Source organism: Prevotella sp. HMSC077E09, assembly GCF_001814685.1.
Lineage (GTDB): Bacteria > Bacteroidota > Bacteroidia > Bacteroidales > Bacteroidaceae > Prevotella > Prevotella oris.
Genome location: NZ_KV817507.1, coordinates 1 through 21,850 on the forward strand (window position 1 = coordinate 1; position 21,850 = coordinate 21,850).

Annotated in this window: 17 protein-coding genes; 12 read left to right on the plus strand and 5 right to left on the minus strand. The window is 46.1% G+C overall.

What is annotated here, in order from left to right:
• Positions 1–406: 406 nt before the first annotated feature.
• From HMPREF2983_RS02280 to HMPREF2983_RS02300, 5 genes are all read left to right on the plus strand, one after another.
• Positions 407–4,558: a zincin-like metallopeptidase domain-containing protein gene (locus HMPREF2983_RS02280; protein ID WP_070666355.1), complete on the plus strand. Its 4,152-nt coding sequence runs from the start codon at positions 407–409 to the stop codon at positions 4,556–4,558.
• Positions 4,559–4,601: 43 nt separating this feature from the next.
• The gene (locus HMPREF2983_RS02285) at positions 4,602–6,056 is read left to right on the plus strand and encodes a glucosaminidase domain-containing protein (protein ID WP_070666358.1); all 1,455 of its coding nucleotides are present in this window, start codon (positions 4,602–4,604) and stop codon (positions 6,054–6,056) included.
• A 17-nt stretch (positions 6,057–6,073) separates the two neighbouring features.
• Positions 6,074–6,367 carry a hypothetical protein gene (locus HMPREF2983_RS02290; RefSeq protein ID WP_070666361.1) on the plus strand — a complete coding sequence of 98 codons (294 nt, stop codon included), beginning with the start codon at positions 6,074–6,076 and terminating at the stop codon, positions 6,365–6,367.
• 61 nt (positions 6,368–6,428) lie between these two features.
• On the plus strand, positions 6,429–7,040 hold the full coding sequence (locus tag HMPREF2983_RS02295) for a hypothetical protein (RefSeq protein WP_070666364.1): 612 nt from the start codon (positions 6,429–6,431) through the stop codon (positions 7,038–7,040).
• Between the two features lie 105 nt (positions 7,041–7,145).
• Positions 7,146–9,614, plus strand: a complete 2,469-nt coding sequence (locus tag HMPREF2983_RS02300; protein WP_070666367.1) for an ArdC-like ssDNA-binding domain-containing protein — start codon at positions 7,146–7,148, stop codon at positions 9,612–9,614.
• 146 nt (positions 9,615–9,760) lie between these two features.
• On the opposite strand, the gene HMPREF2983_RS02305 is transcribed toward HMPREF2983_RS02300, so the two are convergent.
• Positions 9,761–10,363, minus strand: coding sequence for a hypothetical protein (locus HMPREF2983_RS02305; protein ID WP_004377497.1), 603 nt, complete (start codon positions 10,361–10,363; stop codon positions 9,761–9,763).
• 17 nt (positions 10,364–10,380) lie between these two features.
• Entirely contained in the window at positions 10,381–11,142 is a 762-nt protein-coding gene (locus HMPREF2983_RS02310; RefSeq protein WP_004345335.1) for a DUF4099 domain-containing protein, read from the minus strand.
• Between the two features lie 213 nt (positions 11,143–11,355).
• On the opposite strand from HMPREF2983_RS02310, the gene HMPREF2983_RS02315 reads away from it, so the two are divergent.
• From HMPREF2983_RS02315 to HMPREF2983_RS02325, 3 genes are read left to right on the plus strand one after another with little or no spacing between them, the layout of a single operon-like run.
• On the plus strand, positions 11,356–12,369 hold the full coding sequence (locus HMPREF2983_RS02315; RefSeq protein WP_070666370.1) for a glucosaminidase domain-containing protein: 1,014 nt from the start codon (positions 11,356–11,358) through the stop codon (positions 12,367–12,369).
• A gap of 36 nt (positions 12,370–12,405) precedes the next feature.
• The gene (locus HMPREF2983_RS02320) at positions 12,406–13,617 is read left to right on the plus strand and encodes an OmpA family protein (RefSeq protein WP_007411849.1); all 1,212 of its coding nucleotides are present in this window, start codon (positions 12,406–12,408) and stop codon (positions 13,615–13,617) included.
• A 22-nt stretch (positions 13,618–13,639) separates the two neighbouring features.
• Positions 13,640–16,186, plus strand: coding sequence for a hypothetical protein (locus HMPREF2983_RS02325; RefSeq protein ID WP_070666373.1), 2,547 nt, complete (start codon positions 13,640–13,642; stop codon positions 16,184–16,186).
• On the opposite strand, the gene HMPREF2983_RS14235 is transcribed toward HMPREF2983_RS02325, so the two are convergent.
• Positions 16,183–16,347, minus strand: coding sequence for a hypothetical protein (locus HMPREF2983_RS14235; protein ID WP_232209192.1), 165 nt, complete (start codon positions 16,345–16,347; stop codon positions 16,183–16,185). The two genes, HMPREF2983_RS02325 and HMPREF2983_RS14235, sit on opposite strands and share 4 nt — an antisense overlap.
• Between HMPREF2983_RS14235 and HMPREF2983_RS02330 the strand changes: the two genes are divergently transcribed.
• Genes HMPREF2983_RS02330 through HMPREF2983_RS02345 form a run of 4 tightly spaced genes read left to right on the plus strand, consistent with a single transcriptional unit; the run spans position 16,282 to position 20,390 of the window.
• Positions 16,282–16,704, plus strand: coding sequence for a PH domain-containing protein (locus tag HMPREF2983_RS02330; RefSeq protein WP_371441332.1), 423 nt, complete (start codon positions 16,282–16,284; stop codon positions 16,702–16,704). The two genes, HMPREF2983_RS14235 and HMPREF2983_RS02330, sit on opposite strands and share 66 nt — an antisense overlap.
• A gap of 37 nt (positions 16,705–16,741) precedes the next feature.
• Positions 16,742–17,425: a hypothetical protein gene (locus tag HMPREF2983_RS02335; RefSeq protein WP_036927567.1), complete on the plus strand. Its 684-nt coding sequence runs from the start codon at positions 16,742–16,744 to the stop codon at positions 17,423–17,425.
• Positions 17,422–18,141, plus strand: a complete 720-nt coding sequence (locus HMPREF2983_RS02340) for a hypothetical protein (protein WP_070666376.1) — start codon at positions 17,422–17,424, stop codon at positions 18,139–18,141. The genes HMPREF2983_RS02335 and HMPREF2983_RS02340 overlap by 4 nt, the downstream gene beginning before the upstream one ends.
• A 5-nt stretch (positions 18,142–18,146) precedes the next feature.
• Positions 18,147–20,390 carry a type IV secretory system conjugative DNA transfer family protein gene (locus HMPREF2983_RS02345; RefSeq protein WP_210400353.1) on the plus strand — a complete coding sequence of 748 codons (2,244 nt, stop codon included), beginning with the start codon at positions 18,147–18,149 and terminating at the stop codon, positions 20,388–20,390.
• Between the two features lie 75 nt (positions 20,391–20,465).
• Here the strand turns inward: HMPREF2983_RS02345 and HMPREF2983_RS02350 are convergent, their stop codons facing one another.
• Both HMPREF2983_RS02350 and HMPREF2983_RS02355 read right to left on the minus strand, forming a co-directional pair.
• Positions 20,466–21,305 carry a Fic family protein gene (locus HMPREF2983_RS02350; protein ID WP_070666380.1) on the minus strand — a complete coding sequence of 280 codons (840 nt, stop codon included), beginning with the start codon at positions 21,303–21,305 and terminating at the stop codon, positions 20,466–20,468.
• Positions 21,306–21,388: 83 nt separating this feature from the next.
• Entirely contained in the window at positions 21,389–21,790 is a 402-nt protein-coding gene (locus HMPREF2983_RS02355; protein WP_070666383.1) for a hypothetical protein, read from the minus strand.
• Positions 21,791–21,850: the final 60 nt, after the last annotated feature.

Below are 21,850 nucleotides of genomic sequence, written 5' to 3' on the forward strand. Positions count from 1 at the left end.
GAAATCAGAAACGGAAATGGAAAGATAGATAAAATTAAATGTAAAATAAGCACCGCAGGTAAATCAGAAGATGTGTCTTCAATACGTATAGCCATATTGCTTTATAACTGCCAATACATATATACGGCTATACATATATACGTATTGCCGCATGGCTGACTCAAAGAACAGCCTTTTATTCTCGCCTTGCTGCTATATGATTAGTTATAGAAGGACCAACAAAAGAGAGTCAGGTAGGGCAGATTTCTTGGTTTACACAAAAAAAACAAGAGCCATTTTTAACACAAAAACCGCCACGATGCCGAAAAAAGGTTCTGAAAACGTTAATATAAGAGTTTCTTTTTTTTGAGGATGCTTTTTTGACATTAAGTCGCTTATTTTGTAACAATCAATAATCATAAAAATTATGGCCGAGACTGAATACAAGCATCGCAACTCTTCCGCTGGAAGAAAGAATAAGTCAGATGAAATTCTGAAGAAGTTCGCAGACATGATGGTTAAGATCATCAAGAAAGCCAATGCCAACAACTGGAAGAAAGGTTGGATGGGTGTCAACGGTTCCATTCAGGGACTACCGCAGAATATCAGCGGTCGGACGTATTCCGGTGGCAATTCTTTTTTTCTTATGTTCAATACGGCAGAGAAAGGATACAAGACATCCGTCTATATGACCTTTAAGCAAGCCAAGGAGCAGAATCTCCATGTCAAGTCAGGTGAGAAATCCGTTCCCATCTTCAAGTGGGGCTTATCCATCAAAGATGAAAACGGCAAGAGGGTGTCAGAGGAAGACTATAACGCCATGTCCCAGGAAGAGCGTGCCACGATGGACGTTCGTCCTTTCCCTAAAATGTTTCATGTCTTCAACATCGACCAGACCAACCTTGAAGAGGTCAATAAAAAGAGGTATGATGCCATTGTAGCACGTTTCCAAACACCCGAACAAGAGGTCAAAGACACCGAGGGGATGTATGTCAACGAAGCCCTTGACCGTATGTTCGAGCAAAAGGCGTGGCATGCCAATATACAATATGACAAACCTGCCGACCAGGCCTTTTACCGCCCATCGACGGATACTATTGTTCTTCCGATGAAAGAACAGTTCAAACTTGGGAAAACTCCTGAAGAAGTCTATCACGACGGCATGGAGTATTATTCCACAGCTTTGCACGAGATGGCCCACTCGACAGGACACGAGAGCCGGCTTGACAGGAAATTCGGTGCCCAAGGGACAGACAACTACGCCCATGAGGAACTGATCGCAGAAATGACTTCTGCCCTTGTCGGCAGCACCATGGGCTTTGACAGAAAAATATTGGAGAACAACGCCAATTATCTAAGTGGATGGTTAAGCAGACTTAGGGACAAGCCCGAGACCATTACAACCATCATGACTGACGTAGGCAAAGCCTCGGATATGATTATAGAAAAAGTTGACGAACAGCGGATCGCCTTGAACCAGACTCCCCTCAAAGCCGGCAATTTGGAGGGGCTTGATGAAGAACTTTCGGAAACAAAGACAAGGGGTAAGACCCTATATGACCTTACGGAGCAGTGGAGTAGTATCAATGCACAATATCCGTTTTCTGTTGATGATGAAAGAACAAGACAGATAGCAAAGCGTATAAGGCAGGCGGAGCAGGTCATTACGGCTTATAATGCCAACGTAGCCGCCGCATATGGCGATGAGTTTCTGTTCTCCGAGAAAGCGAAGACTACCATCATTCCGCCTGCCGTGTATTCCGGGCATGAACAACCGCCTTTGGAAGTCCAAAGACAAGCTGTTGCATCCGAGCCGGAAAATCAAAATATTGGAGATATGAAAGAACAAAAGGCTGAAGAATTACGAGAGTCACAGGAAAGACATATTGCCCCAGACCGCAACCCCGGCAACTCTGCCGACGATTATAATGATCTCTCTGAAGCTTTAGCCAAAGGAATTGGCATGGAGGAAAGTAAAGAAGACGCGACAGAGAACATCTCTCTGTCCGAAGACAGTAACCCACAAACCGATTTAGCCGGTGTAGCTGAACATATTATGGAAACGAACCATGTATCCAAGGGTGTAGCCGAAAAGAAGGCTGCCTCTATCGTTGAAGAACAACAAACCGCCGTGAATGAAAAGAGGCAGAAGGCAGCACAAGCCAAGCAAGAGGCTGTCAAGAAAGCCGATGAAGCCCGTAAGGCAGAGGATGAGCGTCGCCGTGAAGTCGAGGAACAGAGACGGCGTGAGGAAGAGAATAGAAAAAACGACAAGGATGGTGGTCAAGTGTCCAAGATATTCCTGCATGCCGCCTTGCTGCTTGGAGCCTTGGAACTGGCAAAGGGCAACAAAGGCGTGTGGATGAACAAGGCTGGCAAGAGCAACGCAGAGTTTCTTTGGGCAAAGACACCAATTACTCCGTATAACAATCTGATGATGAACCTTCAGTCCGATCAGAAGGGCTACCGTTCCAATGTTTATGCCTATTTCGACGAGCTGAAGGATGCGGGCGATTCTGTCAGAAGTAATGAGAAGGCACTCCCTTTCAATTGGACGCGTTGGGATTACCAGAATATTGCTACTAAAGAGGTTATCACCAAGGGTGAATATCAGAAACTTCCCGAGGATGAGAAGTCGCTCTATGTCAAGCACCATAGCCGTCAGACCCAGCAGATTTTCAATATTGACCAGACTTCTATGACCGGCAAACAGATGTACGGTGATTTGCTGAAAGAGACCGGTGCCAAGTATGAGGAACTCTCCGAACGGGGCGTGACAAGTATGATAAAGTTCTCCGAAAAGCTGAAATCAAACCATCCAACGGCCATTGTCGTTGCGCGTGACGATAACCAGTATCATATTTACGGTAATGATGCCACCAGAGCAGGCAAGATATTAGGCTTACCGGTAGGGCAAACAGAGGTCGATGGCCAAAAAATCAAGTCCACGGGTTTTCCTCTTGACAGAATCGACGACTTCCTGCCAAAGCTCGTTCAAGCCAAGCAGTGGGTTGTCGTTGCCGATAACCTCGACAGTGCAGAACTCATAAGAAGAGTAGCCAACGAAAAGGACGTGTTGAACAAGGCTTATTCAACCGCCCAGACCGTAGCCAATTCCGCAGGAATAGGTTATGAACGCGTCATGGTGCTGCAAGATGCAGAATACGACAAACAAGCCGACAAGATCATTGTCAGCGGCATGACGGATAAGGATAGCGGCAACAGCCGGCAGGCCGCCATTGCGAAAGCCAATGACATTTACCGTGCCATTGTAGCAGCCACAGGCAGCGAGCAGCGTTTAGACCGCCTGGGGCGCAATAATCTCCTCCCCAACGACGATGCGAAATACGAGAGATTTGTTCAAGACCTATCTGCCGGAATCCTGATGGCACGTCAGGGGCTTCCTGCAAGCCTTTCAAAAGAAAGTATGCAACATATCGACTATTGGCAACGCGAGATCAAGGAAAATCCCAAATTGCTTGGACTGTTGGAGAAAGATGTCAACAATGCCGTTGAGTCCATCGATAAGCACATGCAGAAGCAGATTGTCAAGTACGAAGATATTCGTAAGGACTTGCCCCTGAAAGACTTGGCCGTCAGTGAGAGACAATATCAGATTTCCACCGATTTGGCTAAGCTCCCGGATATAGATTCAAAAGAAATCGTCATTGTCAGAGATACGGCAAAAGGTTCAGCCGATGTCATTCTTCCTGAAGGGGCTTCTCTTGAAGACAATGTAGAGATCTCGGGCATTCGCAAAGATCGTATCAAGATAGCATTAGGACACGAGGGCATCACCGATGTCAAGTTCTATAATGCCGGTGGTGCTTTAGGACTCAAAGAGCCTGACGACTACTATAAGGATAAGACCGTTTCCGTAGACCGGTTGAGACAATATGAGTTCAGTCAGCATAGAGATATAGATGTGAAACCGCAGATTGCGGCAGCAGCCTTGCCCAAGATTGAGATTTTCACGCCTATCCGTGACGAGAAGGGACAGTATGCCTTTTTCTTCAAGGCAGAGAACGAGCCTTCGTTCTCCGTCTATCCGAATGACACCCACAAAAAGCTGTACTTCGATGTCAGGGGAACGGACAAGCAGAAGGAGATACACAATGCCCTTGCACAGAAATACTACTCCGTTGCCAAGCAGCATCCTGAAATCAAGGTAGATCTTATCATGCCCAAAGTTTCTAATGTAGACATGAGCAAGATAGAGCGTCCGACCATTACGAAAGACAGGGAAGACCCAAGCAAGAAGTATGTCATGGCCACCATTGACGGTAAGTTCATGAAGAAAGAAATCACCAAGTCGCAGTGGGACAAGATGTGGTTGGCAGATGACATGTCAGCCTACAAGAAAGCTGTTGCCGCTGTTGTCTTTGCTCCTTTACTCAAAGAAGACGTGCAGAAGGAGCAATCCACAAGTATGGCAGCACGGTCAACTTCGACAGAAACCGTTAAAAAGGAACAGGGTGCAGAAGAGAAAACTGCAGAAGGAACTTCAGATTCGATTTCTGAAACGGCTACCGAAAAGGAGGTGGAGACCACCCGGAGAGAAAGTACCTTTCGCAGATAAGGAATAATGCAGTAATCATCAGACATGACACATTACCAGAAACATGGCCATATCCACCTCTGATTTCATCAATAGATATGCTCCTTATGCCATGGAGCAGCAGATTAAGTACGGCATTCCCGCTTCTGTCATTCTCGCCCAGATGGCTATCGAGAGTTCATGGGGCACTTCTGCCCTCGCCCGGAACGATAACAATTTCTTCGGTATCAAAAAGGGTTCATCGTGGACAGGCCGGGTGAGTTACTATGACGATGACCAAGCGCATGAAGCCTTTCGTTCCTACGACAACGTGGGGCAAAGTCTTAGCGATCACTCTGCCACCTTACTCCAACCCCGCTATCTGCATCGTTGTCCCACGGACAGTACAGATCACCTGGGTTGGATAAAAGGGATCAAGGCCGGTGGTTACGCCACGGCAAGCAATTATGTAGACAGCGTAGAAAGTCTTATCCGTAAATACGAATTAGACAAATTCGACCGTCTCGCCGTACAGAATGCACAGCAGCAAGGTTTGCAGATAGGTTACATGAGAGGCCGTCAGTCCGACACCCCGCAAGCCGTCCCTGCCGGTATTCTCCTCACGCCTCTCCAAGGGCGTTGGTGCATGCCCATCAACCTGGAGGGTTTGAAGGTAACGGGAGTGTATGGAGAGAACCGCCCCGGACATCATCATAGCGGCATAGACCTTAGTACTGGCGGCAAGTATCTTCCCGTTTATGGAACAGAAGATAACGGCAGGGTCATCGCCGCCAAGCCCAACAATGGTGCTGCCGGTAACATGATTACCGTGGAATACAGCCGTTCTGACGGCAGCCGTCTTCAGTGTACCTATATGCACCTTAGTGAGATTGGGGTTAAGGTCGGTGATGCCGTCAATGCAGGGATGCAACTGGGCTATTCCGGTAATACAGGACGCTCGACCGGGCCACACCTCCATTTTGAGACCAAGTTCTATAATGCCCAGGGAACACTCCAGAGTTATGATCCGGCAGAATACATTGCCGAGCTCTCGTTCCGTGGAAATCTCCCGGCAGTGTTGAACAAAGGCGGACAGAACTTAGCGGCACGCTATTCCTCTCAAATGGCATACAACAATGCTCCGGCCACCGGTATCGAAGGGCAGCCTATGGATACCCAAACACAAATGTTGCTTGCCAATATCACTAAATCAGACGATCCTAACAGATGGTTGGAATATCTGATGAACAAGAATGGCGATAGTGCAGGGCTGTCCGGCGGAAATCCTGTCTCCAATCTTATCTCAACCCTTTTCATGAGCATTCTGACGCTTGCCCAAGATTTAAAACAGGGAGACGAAGACATGGGCGAGTCCCAAAGCTCCAAAGAGGTAAAAGAAAACAAAGAGACAAAAGAAGCTGCCACCCTTAGAAGGGACAGGGAAAGTATCAATGCCAAACGGCTTGCTCAGGCTGCCTCTTTGAATTTTGACACCGAGTTGCCTGAAGTGCAGCAAGCAACCACCTTAAAGCGAACTTAACAAATAAGTAATATATTATGTCCATAGAAGAAGATGATACGAAACGAGGCAAGGTATATCGCCTTGTATTTGAGGATACAGAAGAGTGTGATTACATTATTGAGTCCGTACAGGCACTTTCCTCTGACGGAGAAATCCCGAAGTGCGTGAAGAAACTGGTGGACTATATGCAGAAGCATATTACCAAACAAGATAAATATCATGAGGGCAAGCCCACCATTCCCTTTTTCGAGGATATTATGCCTTATGTCGTTTTAGGTTTAATAATCTCCATTCCAAGGTGGAAGACAGAAAAATGTAGTGTCTTGTAATATAATGCTATATTCAAATAAAAGGACATCATATCAAAAGTATCAATTTAACAAAGAAGTTATGATTAAATGCAATGTCACGGCATGCGGAATCATCAGCAATTCTGCAGTAGAGAAACAAAGTAAGGACGGCAAGCCCTTCATTTCTTTCAGTATCACCATCCCCATTGCCGGCAGCGATGGTTCCGGCGCGGAGCTCCAAGTCTTCGTTTCCGCTCCGGGCAATAAGGAAACTGCCGAGCGGTATTCCACCGGGCGTAGGGTGAGAATGAACGGTACACTCTATATCAGACGGATAGATGACCGTACGTATTACAACCTCCGTACCGATGAAGGAATAGAAATTGTCAAGTCCACCGAAGCAGATTCGCTCACAGGGTCTATCGATTTCAAAGGTAAGATAAAGGGGGAGATTACGGAACGTACCAACAAAAACGGACACAAGTTCCAGACCTTTTCCGGCGTGTCGCAAGACAAGGATGGAGAAAAGAAAGGCTGGGTTTGGGTTCGCTTCCTTTCTCCGACCTCGATTCAGCAGGAATTCTTCAAGCCCGAGGCCTATGTTGAAATAAAAGGAGAGTTGCAGTTCCATATCTATCAAGGCAATGTCAACATCGAGTGCCGTACCAGCAGTATCGAGCCCTGGGAGTTGACTGCCACACAGAAAGAATAGTTGCCATAATATTGAAGTTTACATGAACACCGGCATTATAGAGCGTTGATTATTCAAGTCTTTATAGGCCGGTGATTTTATTCCGTACAAAACCCTAACAAGTATATGAGTGAAAATGATAATCCAGCAGGAATCTTCGGCAACCGTCTGTTAGGCGGCTGGAGTAAGATATTTGGTAAAAAACACGATAACGGCAAAGGCGAAAAACAAGGACATGACCATGATAAATTAAAGCCATTCCCGCCCAACCATTTCTTCTCCCAGGAAGAGCTGTGTTTCCTTGCAAAGAATCAAGAGCAGTGTAGCCGTCTTCAGAGTTGGGCTTTGCAAATGAGCTTATGGGCACGAACCAAGTCCAACGAGCAGGACAGGAACAACCCACAGTTTTTCCCGGCCGTTCAATGGCAGGACGGTTTGATGAGCACATGGATAGACTCGGAGGCAACGCCTGACAGCATAGACCAACAGGCTGACCGTCTTTACCAATTACAGCTGGATGGCTATAAAATGGATGCCGCTTTTGTAAGAATGATAGAGGCAAGAGCTTGTAGAAGTTTAGTGGGCAACCTCTTTGTGGATGAGAGACAGAATGAGACCGCTTCACGAAAAGGCGGTAAGCACTTTATATGGATTAAAGCCGTTGTTGACAAGTCCGGTGAGGACTTGGCTTTGTCCATATTTCATTACAACAAGATCAGCCACCATCATGAATCAGAAGAAACAGTTTCATACAAACAGTTCAAGCCGCTTCTTGAAAACAAGGAGATGACAGCCCTTGGCGGAGAGGGGCAGCGCAAATGGAACGATGAAGCCACCGCAAGAGACATGGCGGAGGAAAAGTTTACAGAGTTAGTCTGTCTGATGAGACGGAGCAATATCTGTCAGGGGATGTTCCCTGCCCACAGTTCCATCTCTATACATCAAGAGGAAGGAAAAGACTATGTCCCCATGGCATGGGCCCTATCAGGGGATGGGATAAAGATAGACTTCGATCCCCAAGTATCCATTAGTAAAAGTTCACTTTTGGTTACCTCCAATGATTCCTACCGGTTTGTCGACGTGTTGGACTATATAGATAAAACGATAAGTGAGCAGGATGCCAGTCAGGAACTGCTGACCTTTGTCAGGATATTCGGCAAAGACTTTTGTGGAGACAAAGTGCTCTCTTCCGGAAAGTATCCTCTTTGCCGGATAAACGGCATAGAGATAGACCGTGTAACGGCAAAGGCTTCGGACACAATAGTCGCCTTCAACAATGATACTTTGGAAACCGTGACGCTTTCTTCAGAAGACAGGATAACCCTGTTAAAAGCAGTCATACGCCGTTCGGATGAACTACTGACAGGATTGAAGTCCGACCTTCAGAGAACAACGGACGAAAAAGTCCAGGATATATTGCAGGACAGGCTAAATAACATCCATCAAGGGCTGTCAGCTTATAATACTGGCGACAATTACCATACTTTGGATGAGTTATGGCAGCATATCACCTCAATTTTCAGGGTGAAGCAAAGCGCGGAGACGGCAACGGTCGTCCCTGCATCAGCAGTCAAAGTTATAGAAGCTCCGCAATCCACCGAAGTAAGGGATAAAGAGCCCTTAGTCCACAATCAAAATGAAGTTCAAAGCGTTCAAGAACCTATTGCTAAAAGTGATGACGGCATCAAAATGCCCAAGCAAGTTGACGAAGCCCCGTCAATTGAACCTAAGAAAAGTCAGATGCCAGAAGGCTATATCCGGATTGAACCATCTTCCAAAGGCAGATGGCACACAGCAGAAATGCTCCGTAGGGAAGCCTATCGTGTTTATGGAAAGCTGTTAAGTGCAAAACTTAAAAAGCAGCTTGATAATGACAACAACCCTTGGGTTTCAAAACAGATGTTGACACCAAGAGATATCAAAGGCACTGTTTATACCGGGCCGAATGCCATCATGCTTGCGTTATGGACAGAACAGCAGGGGTTTGAGCTTCCTTTCTTCATTACTGAAGAGGAGCTAAGAGCGAACGAACTCGGTATTCTTCAAGATGCCAAGAGCCTCTTTATCCTCCATAAGAACGGAACGTCAAGGGTGTACAACATTGCACAGACCACCTTTCCCGTTACCCAAAGGCGTTCCTATGAGTCTCTCAAACTGAATATGATAGCAACAGAGCGCAAGAAGACTTCTGGGTATCAGTTCCTCGACGCTGACGGCTTTTGTAAAACAGCGTTGAAGTTTGATGGAGTCCCCGGCCTTTCTGTCTATGATTATGCCGAGAAGGTCATCCATATAGCCCCGAAGATCAATTTTGAAACCGAGGACGACTATTACCGTGACTTGGCCGTGGCCATGGTGGAAAGCACCCGTGAAGTTGATTTCGATACGCTCCGTCTGGACACCTATCTCTTTGAGAATCTCGTCTCTCATCTGGGTAGTGGTATTATCAGCCAGAGTTGCCGTTTTAATGCCACCAATCCCGAATATTCCCGGATATGGAGAGAGAGGTTAGAGAACAATCCTGAATATACCAAGAGAATCTTGGAACAATCAGACGCAGCTTCAGGCCAAGTCCTTCAATCGGCATTGACATAGGACTATCAATAATCAGTCCCGGTTCATGTTTAATTATGGCAAATTCGCCATAATTAAAATTGGGATGATTAAATGAAAAAGGCGGCCTGCATCCCTGCAAACCGCCTTCTGACATTATTTAATTAAAGTTTATCGTCTTGTTTTATTCATTCTTTCTCCGCTATTTCAACAGCTTGAAGGATTGTCCGTTTGATGACATCATGTTCAAGTCTTATGGGATGTACATGACCACCATCAGCAATGGCACCATCAATGAAATAACGGATATTCCACCATTTCTTGACATTATTTTTAGTAATCTTAAGAGCCCGAGCACAAGCCTTTTTAGATTCGAGAGGATTTTGATACCGCCATAATGTTATTTTTACTGCGTTCTCGGATGTTTTTAAAGAATCAAGTTTACCTTTATCCTTTCTCCACTCTTGGAACAGTTCCACTGAAGAGAGATTGCTTTCCTTGTTTTGGTTACTACCATCGGTCATATCAGCATTTTCCAACGCCTCGTTGGAAACCTCGTTGATTTTATCCCACACTTCTTGTGGCCAGTCGTTATCATCAGGCTCATCACCATAGCGAAGCTCATTGATGAACTGTTCCGCTCCGTCTTCATCACCTTCATCGAAGCCCAGTACCTGGCACCACTCCTTATAATCGTCTACCATTTCCTGGCCGTGCATTGTGATACACTGCAGATTTGTTATTTCCTCTCGGTCGAGTTTACCAATCAAATCTTTTACTACTTTTGCCATATTGTAAAACTTTAAGATTATCTGTGCATACCTCTGCTTCTCTGCTCCGCTTTCTGCGAGTTCTCATCTCCTAAGTGGTAGAACTCCTTTTGCATTTCTTCTGTATAGTCCTCTTCAGGAACATAGTTCTTGAAAGAGTTGTCCGATTCTTTGACCCAACATCCGTAGATGCCGAAATTATATGTAGGCAACTCACGGGAAGCAATACTGTCATATTCCTCCCTGTCACCACTTACCACCTTGATGCCACCGTCAGCGAGGAAATCCAGTCCGAATGTGAACTGGCCTTCCTGCTTGTCTATTGAAATAACATTGCCTGTACACATCTGTGCCACTTGCTCATTGGAAAGTTCCATCTCGTTTTGAAGTGAAGCCAAATTATCCTCCATTAAAGAAACGGGAATATAGAAAACCCTGTTTGTCTTGTCGTCAAGCTGTACGAAACACTGTTCCTTACCCGGCATTTTGGTTATGATGATTTTCCCGCTTCGCAGCGTGTTCTGTTCCTCTGGCGTGAAGTCCTCCAAATCAGCCATTTCACTTCTCGGGGCAATCAGGATGTCAACAGTGCCACTTCTTCTTTCAAGTTTAAGACGGGCCTGAATTGTTCTCTGTATGCCGTCACCCAAATCCACGCTGACGGGTAAAATAGGAGTCCAATGTCCCTCCAACAATTTTTTCATCACCATTTCAGGCAGGTCATCCACCATTTCTTGAGACAGCCCGATACTTGCAAATTTCTCGTATGGTATCTCATTCTCATCAAAAGTTGTTCTCATAATTTTCCTGTTTATTGTTTTTGCAAAGATAGTTTCTTACTTGAAAAGTCCGTTCTCCAAAAAAATAAACCTTTTATATTAACATTTTCAAAACGTTTTTGGGCGGTTTTACGGTGTTTTTCGTTTTTGAAATGTTAATATAAGACTTCCTTTTTTTTCGAGCCCCCTATTAAAACGGTTTATTTTATTTTTGTAATCATAAAATACGAGTAGATGGTTATACATTTTAGACATATCTTCATGGCTATTTTGAGTCTGTTCAGTCTCTTTTGTCATGCACAAAAGAATACCCCCGATGTCAATCATCAGGATTACTGGATAGACAAATACCTTAGTGTCAGTTTCCCCTTACAACGTGTCGAGATCAATTCTGCGTTCGGTATTCGTAAAGATCCATTCACCGGCAAGGAAAAAGAACACTGTGGCTTGGATTTGAAAGCTCATTATGAGAAAGTCCTTGCCATGTTTGACGGTTACATCGCAAATATAGGCTATGACTCCGGATCCGGCAATTACATCATCATGCGTCATGGTGATTACACCATCAGCTATTGTCATCTTTCTCAAATTTGGGTAAAGAAAGGAGAGAGAATCTATGCGGGAGACCCCGTTGGCGTCAGCGGTTCTTCCGGTCGCTCGACGGGGCCACACCTTCATGTCACCAGCCGGTTAAGGGGACGGCTCGAAGACCCCTATAACCTTCTTACTTACATAAGAGACGTAAAGTTGCAATGTATTACTGCTCTCCATGTCAGCGAGGAGACTCTTCTTTCTCCTGACGCATTTTTCAAGAAATATGCCCATGCCGCCATGAGACAACAGCAGAAATACGGTATCCCTGCTTCCGTCATCCTTGCTCAAATGGCACTTGAAAGCCGTTGGGGAAACAGCAGTCTGGCCCAGGCAGGATACAATTATTTCGGCATCAAGGCCAACAGGAACTGGCTGGACAGCGGACTTCCATACAGTGTCCATGATGATGATCGCCCTAATGAGAAATTCTGCAATTTTGCCTCTCCGGAAGCCGGCATGGAATATCATTCAAGACTGTTGATGAGCGATCGCTATAAGCAGTGTTGGAAATACAGTTCCACGGATTTTCACAATTGGCTCGTTTCCATCAAGTCTGCCGGATATGCCACGGCAAGGGACTATGTACAGAAATGCGAGCGCATCATCATGAAGCACAAGCTCTATCTCTACGATGTAGCCGCCGAACGGCTATAATACTATATAAATGTGTATAAACAAAGAAAAAGCATAATGAAAAAAATCTTCTTTTTATTGTCAGCCCTTACATTCATAGGGCATGGTATCCACGCACAGGTCGTGTACGGTAATGATGAACGATTCTATGTGAACTCCCTGCACGAGATTTCGGCAAGCTCTGCAAGTCATCCGACAGGCCTGCCAAGTCCGATAGACGGTCAGGCGAAGTATAAGCTGTCAGGATTGGGCGATAACTGGTTTGTCTCCGCGCAGGGCGGTTTTATCTCTTTCTTGGGAGATCCCGTCTCACACACGGACTTTAACGGTAGAACCAAGGTGGGGTTGGAACTTTCCATAGGGAAATGGCACTCGCCGTATTTTGGGACACGACTGGCCTATCAAGGCTTTAAGTTTGTCGATTCCCAACGTGCCCCCCAGTCCTTCGGCAGCTATCATACAGACCTACTTCTTAACGTGTCTTCCTTCTTCCGACCCTCTTTTGAGAAGCCGGCAAAATGGAACATAAGCCCCTATATGGGAGCTGGAATTATCCGGCATAATCAGTTGAAGAAAAATTCCTTTGCCTTTTCCTACGGCATCTTGGGAACTTGCAGCCTAAGTGAGCGTATCAGCATCTCTGCCTCTTTTGGTGGAACGACAACCCGTCGGGATTTTGACGGATATGGAGAGAAAGGCCGTTTGGGAGACAACCTCCTTTCGGGAAGTATCGGTTTGTCCATCGGGATTGGACATTTAGGCTGGAAAGTCAAAAAACACAAGTTGGTGTCGGCGAATGAAGATGTATTGCAGAATCCGACAATAACCGATCTGACCACCTATCCGCGCAATAATTACAGTGGCCTTAAATCGCTTCAGGAAAGACTTGCCAACAAGAATACGGAGAGTATTTCCGGGAATGGCGATGAGAACATTGCGCAGTTTGACGCTCCAATCCTATTCTTCTTCAAGCGTAATACCACGGAGCTTGTCGACAAACAGCAATTGGTCAACATTCAGGAGATTGCAGCTGCCGTCAAGGAGTATAACTTGGAAGTACGTATCGTAGGTTCCGCAGACAGCAAGACAGGAACACCCAAGCATAACAGGAAACTTTCCATCAAACGCTGCCGTTATGTTGCCAAGCTGCTGATAAATGCCGGTGTACCGAAATCTAAGATGACCGGAGCAACCAGAGGCGGTATCAATCTCTATAAACCTTATACGGCCAACCGCCACACCTGCGTGATCCTGTATAAGCAAAAGTAAGAAGAATTTAAAACAGAATGATATGGCCATTTTAAGAAAGAATACCAACTATGGTGTAACGGACATCTCACCGCGCCTGCAGGACACCCTCAATGCCAACGGCATGCAGGCTCATATCACCATGACACAGACCGGTGATTATGAACTTGTCACCTTGTCCCATAATTCATCCGAACCCAGACGTTATTCTCTCGACCAACAACAGGTTGAGAACCTGATGAACGGAGGTACATCCGCATGGGACAAGAAGGCCTACAACACCTTTGTCGGCATCGTTAAGGAAGATTATTATATCCCTGGCTCATTTGTCGCAGCCCGCAATGCCAACAGTCCTGTCAACATGGGACTTGACGGGCACAGGCTTGCCCCGGGAGAATATGGATACAGAGAACCGCGTTTCTTTTACCCTTTTGAAGGGCCGAGATACGGGCGCTTTGACAGCATCATAGACGGTTTGATGGGACTTACCCATGGTGGGCGCATCAGGCGCATAGACGGAAGACCATTCTATGCAAATAGCGCACCTGTCGTTATAGACCGTCCTGACGGGCGTTTGCGTCCCGGAGAGATGAAGACAGGTGCCTATGGGTTCTATGATAAGGGTATGAAGCAGAAACAGGACGTTCTTCAGTCCATGAGTATCAGCGAACAACAACTTTCCAAGGTGGAACGTCCGAAAGGACAGTCCGTTCCCCTTAATTCCATCAGTTCACCGGTTTATCTGTCGGCAGAGAAATTTCAGCAGGTATTGTCTTCGCACGGTATTGTCATAGATGAAAAGAAAAATCTGCTGACCATCAAGTCTGCGTCCGTTCCTACCAACCTTGAATACAAGTTGAACCCTGATGAGACGAAGAAACTCATGAACGAGAAATTCAAGTACAGCGACAAAAAGGGTATACAAAACAAGGATGGTGTATCTGTCAATGAACGGCTTGCCATCCTGAATGCCGTCATAGGGAAAGACTTTACCGATAAGATAACCGTAGAGATGCTTAACAGCAAGGACTATGTAGACATTAAGCTAAAACCTGAAGTGGAGAAAGAGCTGGGACTTCATCAGGAAGCAGCCAATCAATATATGGCATCCAAACTTGACATCATAGACATGAAAGACATGCGCGAGGACTATCGGAGCGGTTTCTTAGATCGCTGGAACTCTATCGGTGTCGTCGACGGACGTGGCCTTAATCCAAACGAAGGCTTCTATCTTCCGGTAAAGGACGGACGTGCCGTCTCTGTCGGTGAGATTCAGGTGTCGCCAGTCAATGACGGCAAGAGTGCGACTACGTTTCGCATGACTGCCGTAATCAACAATCAGTTGATGTCACATGACATCTCCAAGGAGGACTATATCAAGTTCATCAACTATAATGACGAGTACCGCCTGAAACTGTTCGACAAGGTGTTTGATGAAGTCAAGATAAAGGACGCGTCCAACGGTGTCTTGGAAGATCCCGTGCGTTCAGGCAGGATTGAGGATGCAGACGGTGTTGCCGTATTGAACGGTCATTACAACCTTGTTAATGACAATGTTTCCGCTGCAATTACCGGAGCGATGGCCTACAAGGATCAGATTTCCGGCAATTACATGCTGAATATGCGGGAGAGCAAGGATATTGGTATGTGGTCATATAAAATTACCGAAGAGCAGTATCTTGCTTTCAAGAATGCAGATGATGACGGCAAGGCAAAGCTGCTTTCCACCATCATTCCCATAACCGATGAAAACAAGCAGCCCTTGTCTGTTGTCAAAGAAATACGGCTGCCCCTCTCCACCGCAGAGAGACGCGTGTCTTCTTATTCGGAGAATATAGATATGAAGGACGCATTGCAAAGCGGTGCCGGAAGACCATACAACGAGCGTATGGCAGATGCGTTGAACAAGACGATCTTTAAGGATACGGAACATATCAAGGCCACAGCCCTGTCAGGGACAGATATAAAAGTCGTCACCCAAGGCGAAGCGAAATTGGTGGCAGATGGAAAAGCTCAACCCACTTTGACTGAATTACGGGAAAACGTAAAGATTGCCCTTAAAGGAGAAGCCGGCGTAAACGGACAATCATTGGAGAACTTGAAGCCCAACAAAGAATGGGTCAGAAGCGGTGGCCATGGCAGGGCAACCGAAGTCGGAGATATTGCCGTGGAACGCTTGCGTGACGCAGAAGGCAAGGTCATAGAAGGAAAGTACAAGATGACCGCCGTCATAGACGGTAATGTCTTTTCCCATGAGATCACCCAAAAAGATTTCGACAAATTCCGCGCCATCAACGACACCCAGCGCATGAAGCTCTTCGATAAGATATTCCCCGAAGTGGAGATGAAGACAAAAGCGGGCCACGGCTTCAACTTGGGGGCTGCTATCCTTGCTGCCGTCTCCGTGGGAATGGATGTTGTCGGTTCTGTCATGTCAGAGCCACGTCCCCGCCCTGAACTCTATGCAACCCGAAATGTCTTCTCCAAGCCCGGTGTAGCCTCTCCCGAAGCGGTCTCTGCTGCCCTTTACGAGTCAGAGAGTGAACATCTAAGAAGAGGGCCATCGGAAGGCAGGGGAATGGGCATTTAATCATCAATAACGTCCGCAACATGTTCAATCATGAATTTATGCCCTTCCAAACGGTGACCATCCGTCCCCATTGGGGGCAGTTCTGCATCAATGAACTGCCGGTAATCTTGCTGTGCCTGGCAAGTTATTGGATAAGCAGCTTTATGGAGTTTCGTTTCCATGAGCTTTTGATATGGCCGGCATTGTTTCTTACTTTCTACCTGTTTTTTCAAGTGGTCTATATGGCAAGGATCGAATATGTCCTGACAGGGGAGCAGCTAATCACCCTTCACGGTGTGCTCTCCCACTCAACGGACTATATCGAGCTTTACCGTGTCGTCGACTACCGGCAGCACCAGTCGTTGCCACAGCAGCTCTTCGGTCTGAAGACCATAACCATCTATTCCGGAGACAGGAACAATCCCCAGCTGGATATGATAGGCATCAAGGCAAGGGTGGATATTGTCAGCGAGATACGCAAACGTGTGGAGTTTAACAAGAAAAGGAAAGGTATTTATGAGATTACAAACAGGCCTTAGGTGCATTTTCTTATTGACTGTTCTCGTTACTGGAGTCATGACTGTGTCAGCACAAGGCGCATCTCAATCCAATCCGCTTGAATATGCGGCTATTGCTTCTGGAGAAACACTTATTGACAATCAGATAAAGAAGCAGTCAAAAGCCATGGCGGCCCTTGCTGTGGAGCAGGGAGCCATGACGGTGGCCAATACCAAGATGAAACAGTGGGAACAAAAATACAATTCCTATTTGAAGACAGCTTCCGGATATGCTTCCGCCATAAAAGCTGCCACCTCCCTTTATGCCGACGGGATGCAGACGCTCACGGCACTATGGGAAGTCCATACGGCATGTAGAATCAATCCCCAAGGAATTGCTGCTTCCCTGTCGATGAACAATCTCTATTTGGAGACGGTGACAGAGTTTATCCGTACTTACAGGGCATTGAAGAATGTAATTGCCAAGGGAGGGGAAGGCAATATGCTCAACGGTGCGGAGAGGACGCAGATGCTGTGGAATCTGACAAACAATTTAGAACGGTTGAACAGAAAACTCCGGCTGTTGTCAGTGAGTGTCACAATGCACTCCTTAGATGATGTGTGGAACAGGGCCATCACGGGTAAGATTAACAAGAGCAACAAGGTGCTGGCCAAGGAATCGTCCAAGCGGATGTGCAGGGCAATCAGCAATGTTGCCAAGTTTTATAGATACAGACAGACACATAAACCATGGGGACAATGAACAGCATCAGGCGGACAGCCATCAGCGTCATTTTAGGATTTTCCCTTTCCATAAGCCTGTTTGCACAGAATGGGCCGGATGGTGTCAGGGCCGGGATGTTTGCCACTTATGCCAAACAGGCAAAGAAAGCCTTAAAGGCGCAAGATGTTTTGTTGGCAGGAAACCTTACAGGACACAAATATTTGAAAGAGGAAGTGGCAGCGACAACGAACTTCCAACGTCAGTTCAACGATTACCTTAACAGCTTTGATGACATACTGACCGTGGCAGCCGACATATACGGCATTTACATGGAAGTGGATGAAGCAATGAAAAACGTGAAAGTTGTCAAGGGTATTGTCGTTCGGCAACCGGCTAATGTCCTGGCGGTTGCTCTCTCACAGTCAAAGAACAACATCTATACTGACATTATCGAGAACGGTCTGAAACTCGCAGCAGACATCGAGCAGATTCTGCCGCTGAAGAAAGACCAGGACAAGAATGCCAAGATGACCCAATATGAACGGCTCAAAGTTATGGACAACATCCGCCTGAACTTGCGTACGCTCAACAGGAAGCTCCGTACTCTAAGCCGTTTGATACATTACACAACAATCATGGATTCATGGTATGACCTGAAAGGAACCGGAAAGGAATACCAACCTCGCAAGATGGGATCTATAACAAAAGATTGCCTGAAGACTTGGATGAAACATGCCAAAGGCGTTAAATACTAAAAGCAATGGAAGAAAGTAAAGAAATACAGGGAACGTACAGTATTTTCAGGACGACCATATACGTATCACTCCTTTTGGAGTTCTTCATGTATGCCTTGGATCCGACCGCATTGAGCGGATTAGGCGGCATTGTAAACAGCTTTCATCACCGGCTCGGGGTACTGTCCATGTATCAGTTCCTGCCCTACTCGAAGATGGTTACGCTCATGCTGGTAATCATCACCTGTATAGGCACAAAGAACAAGAAACAGATAGAGTTCGATGCGCGCAAGATGGTATTCTACCCACTCGCCATCGGCTTTGGCTTAGTAGTGGCTTCTGTGCTTGTCTATAACAGTGACTGGCATGTCAGGTTATGGATCCTGAAAGCCAATGTGTGGGTTTATATGGCCGTGTCTGTCATAGGGACAATACTTGTCCATACTGCTCTTGACAATGTATCGAAATATTTCAAGGATGGCATGCTCAAAGACCGGTTCAACTTTGAAAACGAAAGTTTCGAGCAGACAACAGAGCTTGTCGAGAACAAGTATTCCGTCAATATCCCTATGCGCTACTACTACAAGGGCAAGTTCAGGAGGGGTTGGATCAATATTGTCAATCCCTTCCGAGGCACATGGGTTGTGGGCACGCCCGGTTCCGGAAAGACATTCTCTGTCATAGAGCCTTATATCCGTCAGCATTCGGCCAAGGGTTTTGCAATGGTTGTCTATGACTACAAGTTCCCGACGCTTGCAACCAAGCTCTATTATCATTATAGGAAAAATCAGGTGCAAGGTAACCTGCCAAAAGACTGTAACTTCAATATCATTAACTTTGTCAATATTGAGTACAGCGCACGCGTCAATCCTATCCAGCAGAAGTACATTGCAAATTTGGCTGCAGCACAGGAAACAGCGGAGACGCTTATTGAGTCCCTTCAAAAGGGACAGAAGACTTCCGGTGGCGGTTCAGACCAGTTCTTCCAGACATCTGCCACCAACTTCCTTGCAGCCTGTATCTTCTTTTTCGTCAACTATAACAAGAAGCCTTTTGACGAGAACGGCAATGAACTCTTCCCCGAATATGGTGAGGATAAGGAGACTCACCATAAGCGGTTGACAGGAAGAGTCTTCAATGATGCGAAACAGATTGGCAACAAGGAATACCAGGTGCAACCGGCCTACTGGAAAGGTCAATATTCGGACATGCCTCACGTACTCTCGTTCCTGAATCATTCCTATGATGAGATCTTTGAAGTCTTGAAGACCGATCCGGAAGTCTACCCGCTTTTGGGGCCTTTCATGACTGCTTTTGACAATGGAGCCATGGAGCAGTTAGAAGGTATGATAGGCACGTTGCGTGTGCAGACTTCACGCCTGGCCACCAAGGAATCCTATTGGGTTTTTAGTGGGGACGATTTTGACTTGAAGGTGTCGGATCCCCGACATCCAAGCTATCTGCTTATTGCCAATGACCCGGAGATGGAGAGCATCATCGGAGCGTTGAACGCCCTGATTCTGAACCGTCTTGTCACCCGTGTTAACAGCGGTATGGGAAAGAATGTCCCGGTAAGCATCATTGTCGATGAGCTGCCGACACTCTACTTTCATAAGATAGACCGTTTGATAGGTACAGCACGAAGCAACAAGGTTGCTGTGACATTAGGCTTTCAGGAACTGCCGCAGTTGGAAGCAGACTATGGAAAGGTGGGAAAGGATAAGATCATTACCACCGTAGGTAATGTCGTTTCCGGCTCTGCCCGTTCAAAAGAAACGCTTGATTGGCTGTCGGGCGACATCTTCGGAAAGGTCGTGCAACTCAAAAAAGGCATTACCATCGACAGGGACAGAACATCCATCAATCTCAATGAGAATATGGACAGCCTTGTTCCTGCTTCCAAAATCAGTGATATGGCTTCCGGATGGCTGTGTGGCCAGACTGCCCGGGATTTCGTCGTCACGAAGACTGGCAGACGGGACTCGATGGATATTCAGACTGCTGAAGAGTTCAGAACCACCAAGTTCTTTTGCAAAACATCTTTTGACATGGAACAGATTAAGGCAGAGGAGACCGACTACAGCAATTATCCTATTCCGAAGTTCTACCACTTCGACTCTGAAGACTCCAAGGAGCGTATTCTGTATGCCAACTTTGAGCGGATAGACCAAGAGGTAAAGAATATGATAAAGATTGTCCAAACAGAGTTCAAAAAGGAAGAAGGCACTCAAACAGCCCATAGGAAGAGCAACAGGAAGTCTTCCAAATAAACTCTTCCTTTGTTTTTATTACGTGAGAAAGGGTCACTTGAACCGTAAAGTTCAGATGACCCTTTATTTAATTTCTTATCTCCGGAAATGTCGGCGAGGTTTCTGTTCTTCTTCCTCCTCTTCTTCATCTTCCATGGATAACTTATAGTTCTCGATTTCCTGTTGGAGGTTGTTGGCGTGTTCCCGGAACATGAAGTTTTGGAACGGGGTATTTGATTCTTCCTCTCTTGACTTCACCAAGGCGTTGATATATTCGGCCTTGTCCTCCTTCAATACCTTATTGGGTACCAGGCCAAACTCATTCTGAAGATGATTCATGATCAACCTTGACATCCTGCCGTTGCCGTCTACCCATGGATGGATCGTGACGAGTTTCAGATGTGCGTCAAAGCTCAAACGGTATTGCTCATATACATCGGGGGTCTTTAATAGTTGTTCCCGTCTTTCGTTCATTTCCTTGCAGAAATCTTCTAACTTCTGTGGGACTTTCAGGTAACTCATATAAGACTTTCCCATAGTTCCTGCCGTAACGTTTACCCGACGTAAATCTCCCTTTGACGAGTCAAATACACCGCCAGGTGCATTGAATATCCCCCCGGTTCTTCTCATTACGATTGAAGACAGTTCCTTCAGCATATCGATGGAGAAAGGTGTGTGTGCCCTTGCCATTTCCATGCTTCTTTCGTAGGCAGCTTTCAGGTCGAGGTTCATGTTCTGCTCAATGATGCTTTTACCCTTGGCAGAAAGACCCTCGTCAAAGAGCAGCTGGTTCTCTACCTCGGTCATCGTCGAGCCTTCGATAGCCGTTGAATGGGTCACTATTGAGTAGAGATAGAATTTTTCATAGTCTATCTGTTCTTGGAAGCCCAATTCCTTGTGCTCTTCCAATATATCTAAAAATTCTTGTTTGTTCATAATTGCCTTATCTTTAGACAGCAAATATACTAATTTACGGTTGATTAAACAATTTTTTAAGGAGAAAAAGCCTGTACACCCATTTAAAGCACTTCGGAATGATATAGCTGCAACCACTCCGGTATCTCCCGAAGGACACGGGCTTCAGCCGACGCGGCGGAAGACGTATCTTTGAGATAGGTGATTTTCCGTGTACCATTGAAGTCATGTTCTTTAAACTTTATGACAAACATACCCTCCGGATCTCCGACTACCCACCAACCGGGATTAGTTGCTCTCTGTAATACGAAACGGTCAGCCGGAACAGGTCGTACTGCTTCCTCGCCAACAAGAACGGCATCAATGACTTGCGCTGAACCGATAAACTCCGTTGTCTGTGGCAAAGCTAACAGACGCTCTACGGCTTCATCACGGCTATTGCCGACAGATGCAGCCTGAATTTCATTACCATCAGACAATTTAATAATAAACTTGTACCTTTTCATTTTGTTTCCCCGTCACGCCGGTAGGTCAGCATTAGGTTTAATATTATTTGAAATAGAATT

What these genes read in the sequence shown, in the direction of transcription:
- HMPREF2983_RS02305 (WP_004377497.1), bottom strand. Translation starts at nt 10,363, where the DNA reads ATGGCAAAAGTAGTAAAAGATTTGATTGGTAAACTCGACCGAGAGGAA.
- HMPREF2983_RS02325 (WP_070666373.1), top strand. Translation starts at nt 13,640, where the DNA reads ATGGCCATTTTAAGAAAGAATACCAACTATGGTGTAACGGACATCTCA.
- HMPREF2983_RS02280 (WP_070666355.1), top strand. Translation starts at nt 407, where the DNA reads ATGGCCGAGACTGAATACAAGCATCGCAACTCTTCCGCTGGAAGAAAG.
- HMPREF2983_RS02285 (WP_070666358.1), top strand. Translation starts at nt 4,602, where the DNA reads ATGGCCATATCCACCTCTGATTTCATCAATAGATATGCTCCTTATGCC.
- HMPREF2983_RS02295 (WP_070666364.1), top strand. Translation starts at nt 6,429, where the DNA reads ATGATTAAATGCAATGTCACGGCATGCGGAATCATCAGCAATTCTGCA.
- HMPREF2983_RS02335 (WP_036927567.1), top strand. Translation starts at nt 16,742, where the DNA reads ATGACTGTGTCAGCACAAGGCGCATCTCAATCCAATCCGCTTGAATAT.
- HMPREF2983_RS02355 (WP_070666383.1), bottom strand. Translation starts at nt 21,790, where the DNA reads ATGAAAAGGTACAAGTTTATTATTAAATTGTCTGATGGTAATGAAATT.
- HMPREF2983_RS02315 (WP_070666370.1), top strand. Translation starts at nt 11,356, where the DNA reads ATGGTTATACATTTTAGACATATCTTCATGGCTATTTTGAGTCTGTTC.
- HMPREF2983_RS02340 (WP_070666376.1), top strand. Translation starts at nt 17,422, where the DNA reads ATGAACAGCATCAGGCGGACAGCCATCAGCGTCATTTTAGGATTTTCC.
- HMPREF2983_RS02320 (WP_007411849.1), top strand. Translation starts at nt 12,406, where the DNA reads ATGAAAAAAATCTTCTTTTTATTGTCAGCCCTTACATTCATAGGGCAT.
- HMPREF2983_RS02300 (WP_070666367.1), top strand. Translation starts at nt 7,146, where the DNA reads ATGAGTGAAAATGATAATCCAGCAGGAATCTTCGGCAACCGTCTGTTA.
- HMPREF2983_RS02310 (WP_004345335.1), bottom strand. Translation starts at nt 11,142, where the DNA reads ATGAGAACAACTTTTGATGAGAATGAGATACCATACGAGAAATTTGCA.
- HMPREF2983_RS02290 (WP_070666361.1), top strand. Translation starts at nt 6,074, where the DNA reads ATGTCCATAGAAGAAGATGATACGAAACGAGGCAAGGTATATCGCCTT.
- HMPREF2983_RS02345 (WP_210400353.1), top strand. Translation starts at nt 18,147, where the DNA reads ATGGAAGAAAGTAAAGAAATACAGGGAACGTACAGTATTTTCAGGACG.
- HMPREF2983_RS02350 (WP_070666380.1), bottom strand. Translation starts at nt 21,305, where the DNA reads ATGAACAAACAAGAATTTTTAGATATATTGGAAGAGCACAAGGAATTG.
- HMPREF2983_RS14235 (WP_232209192.1), bottom strand. Translation starts at nt 16,347, where the DNA reads ATGGAAACGAAACTCCATAAAGCTGCTTATCCAATAACTTGCCAGGCA.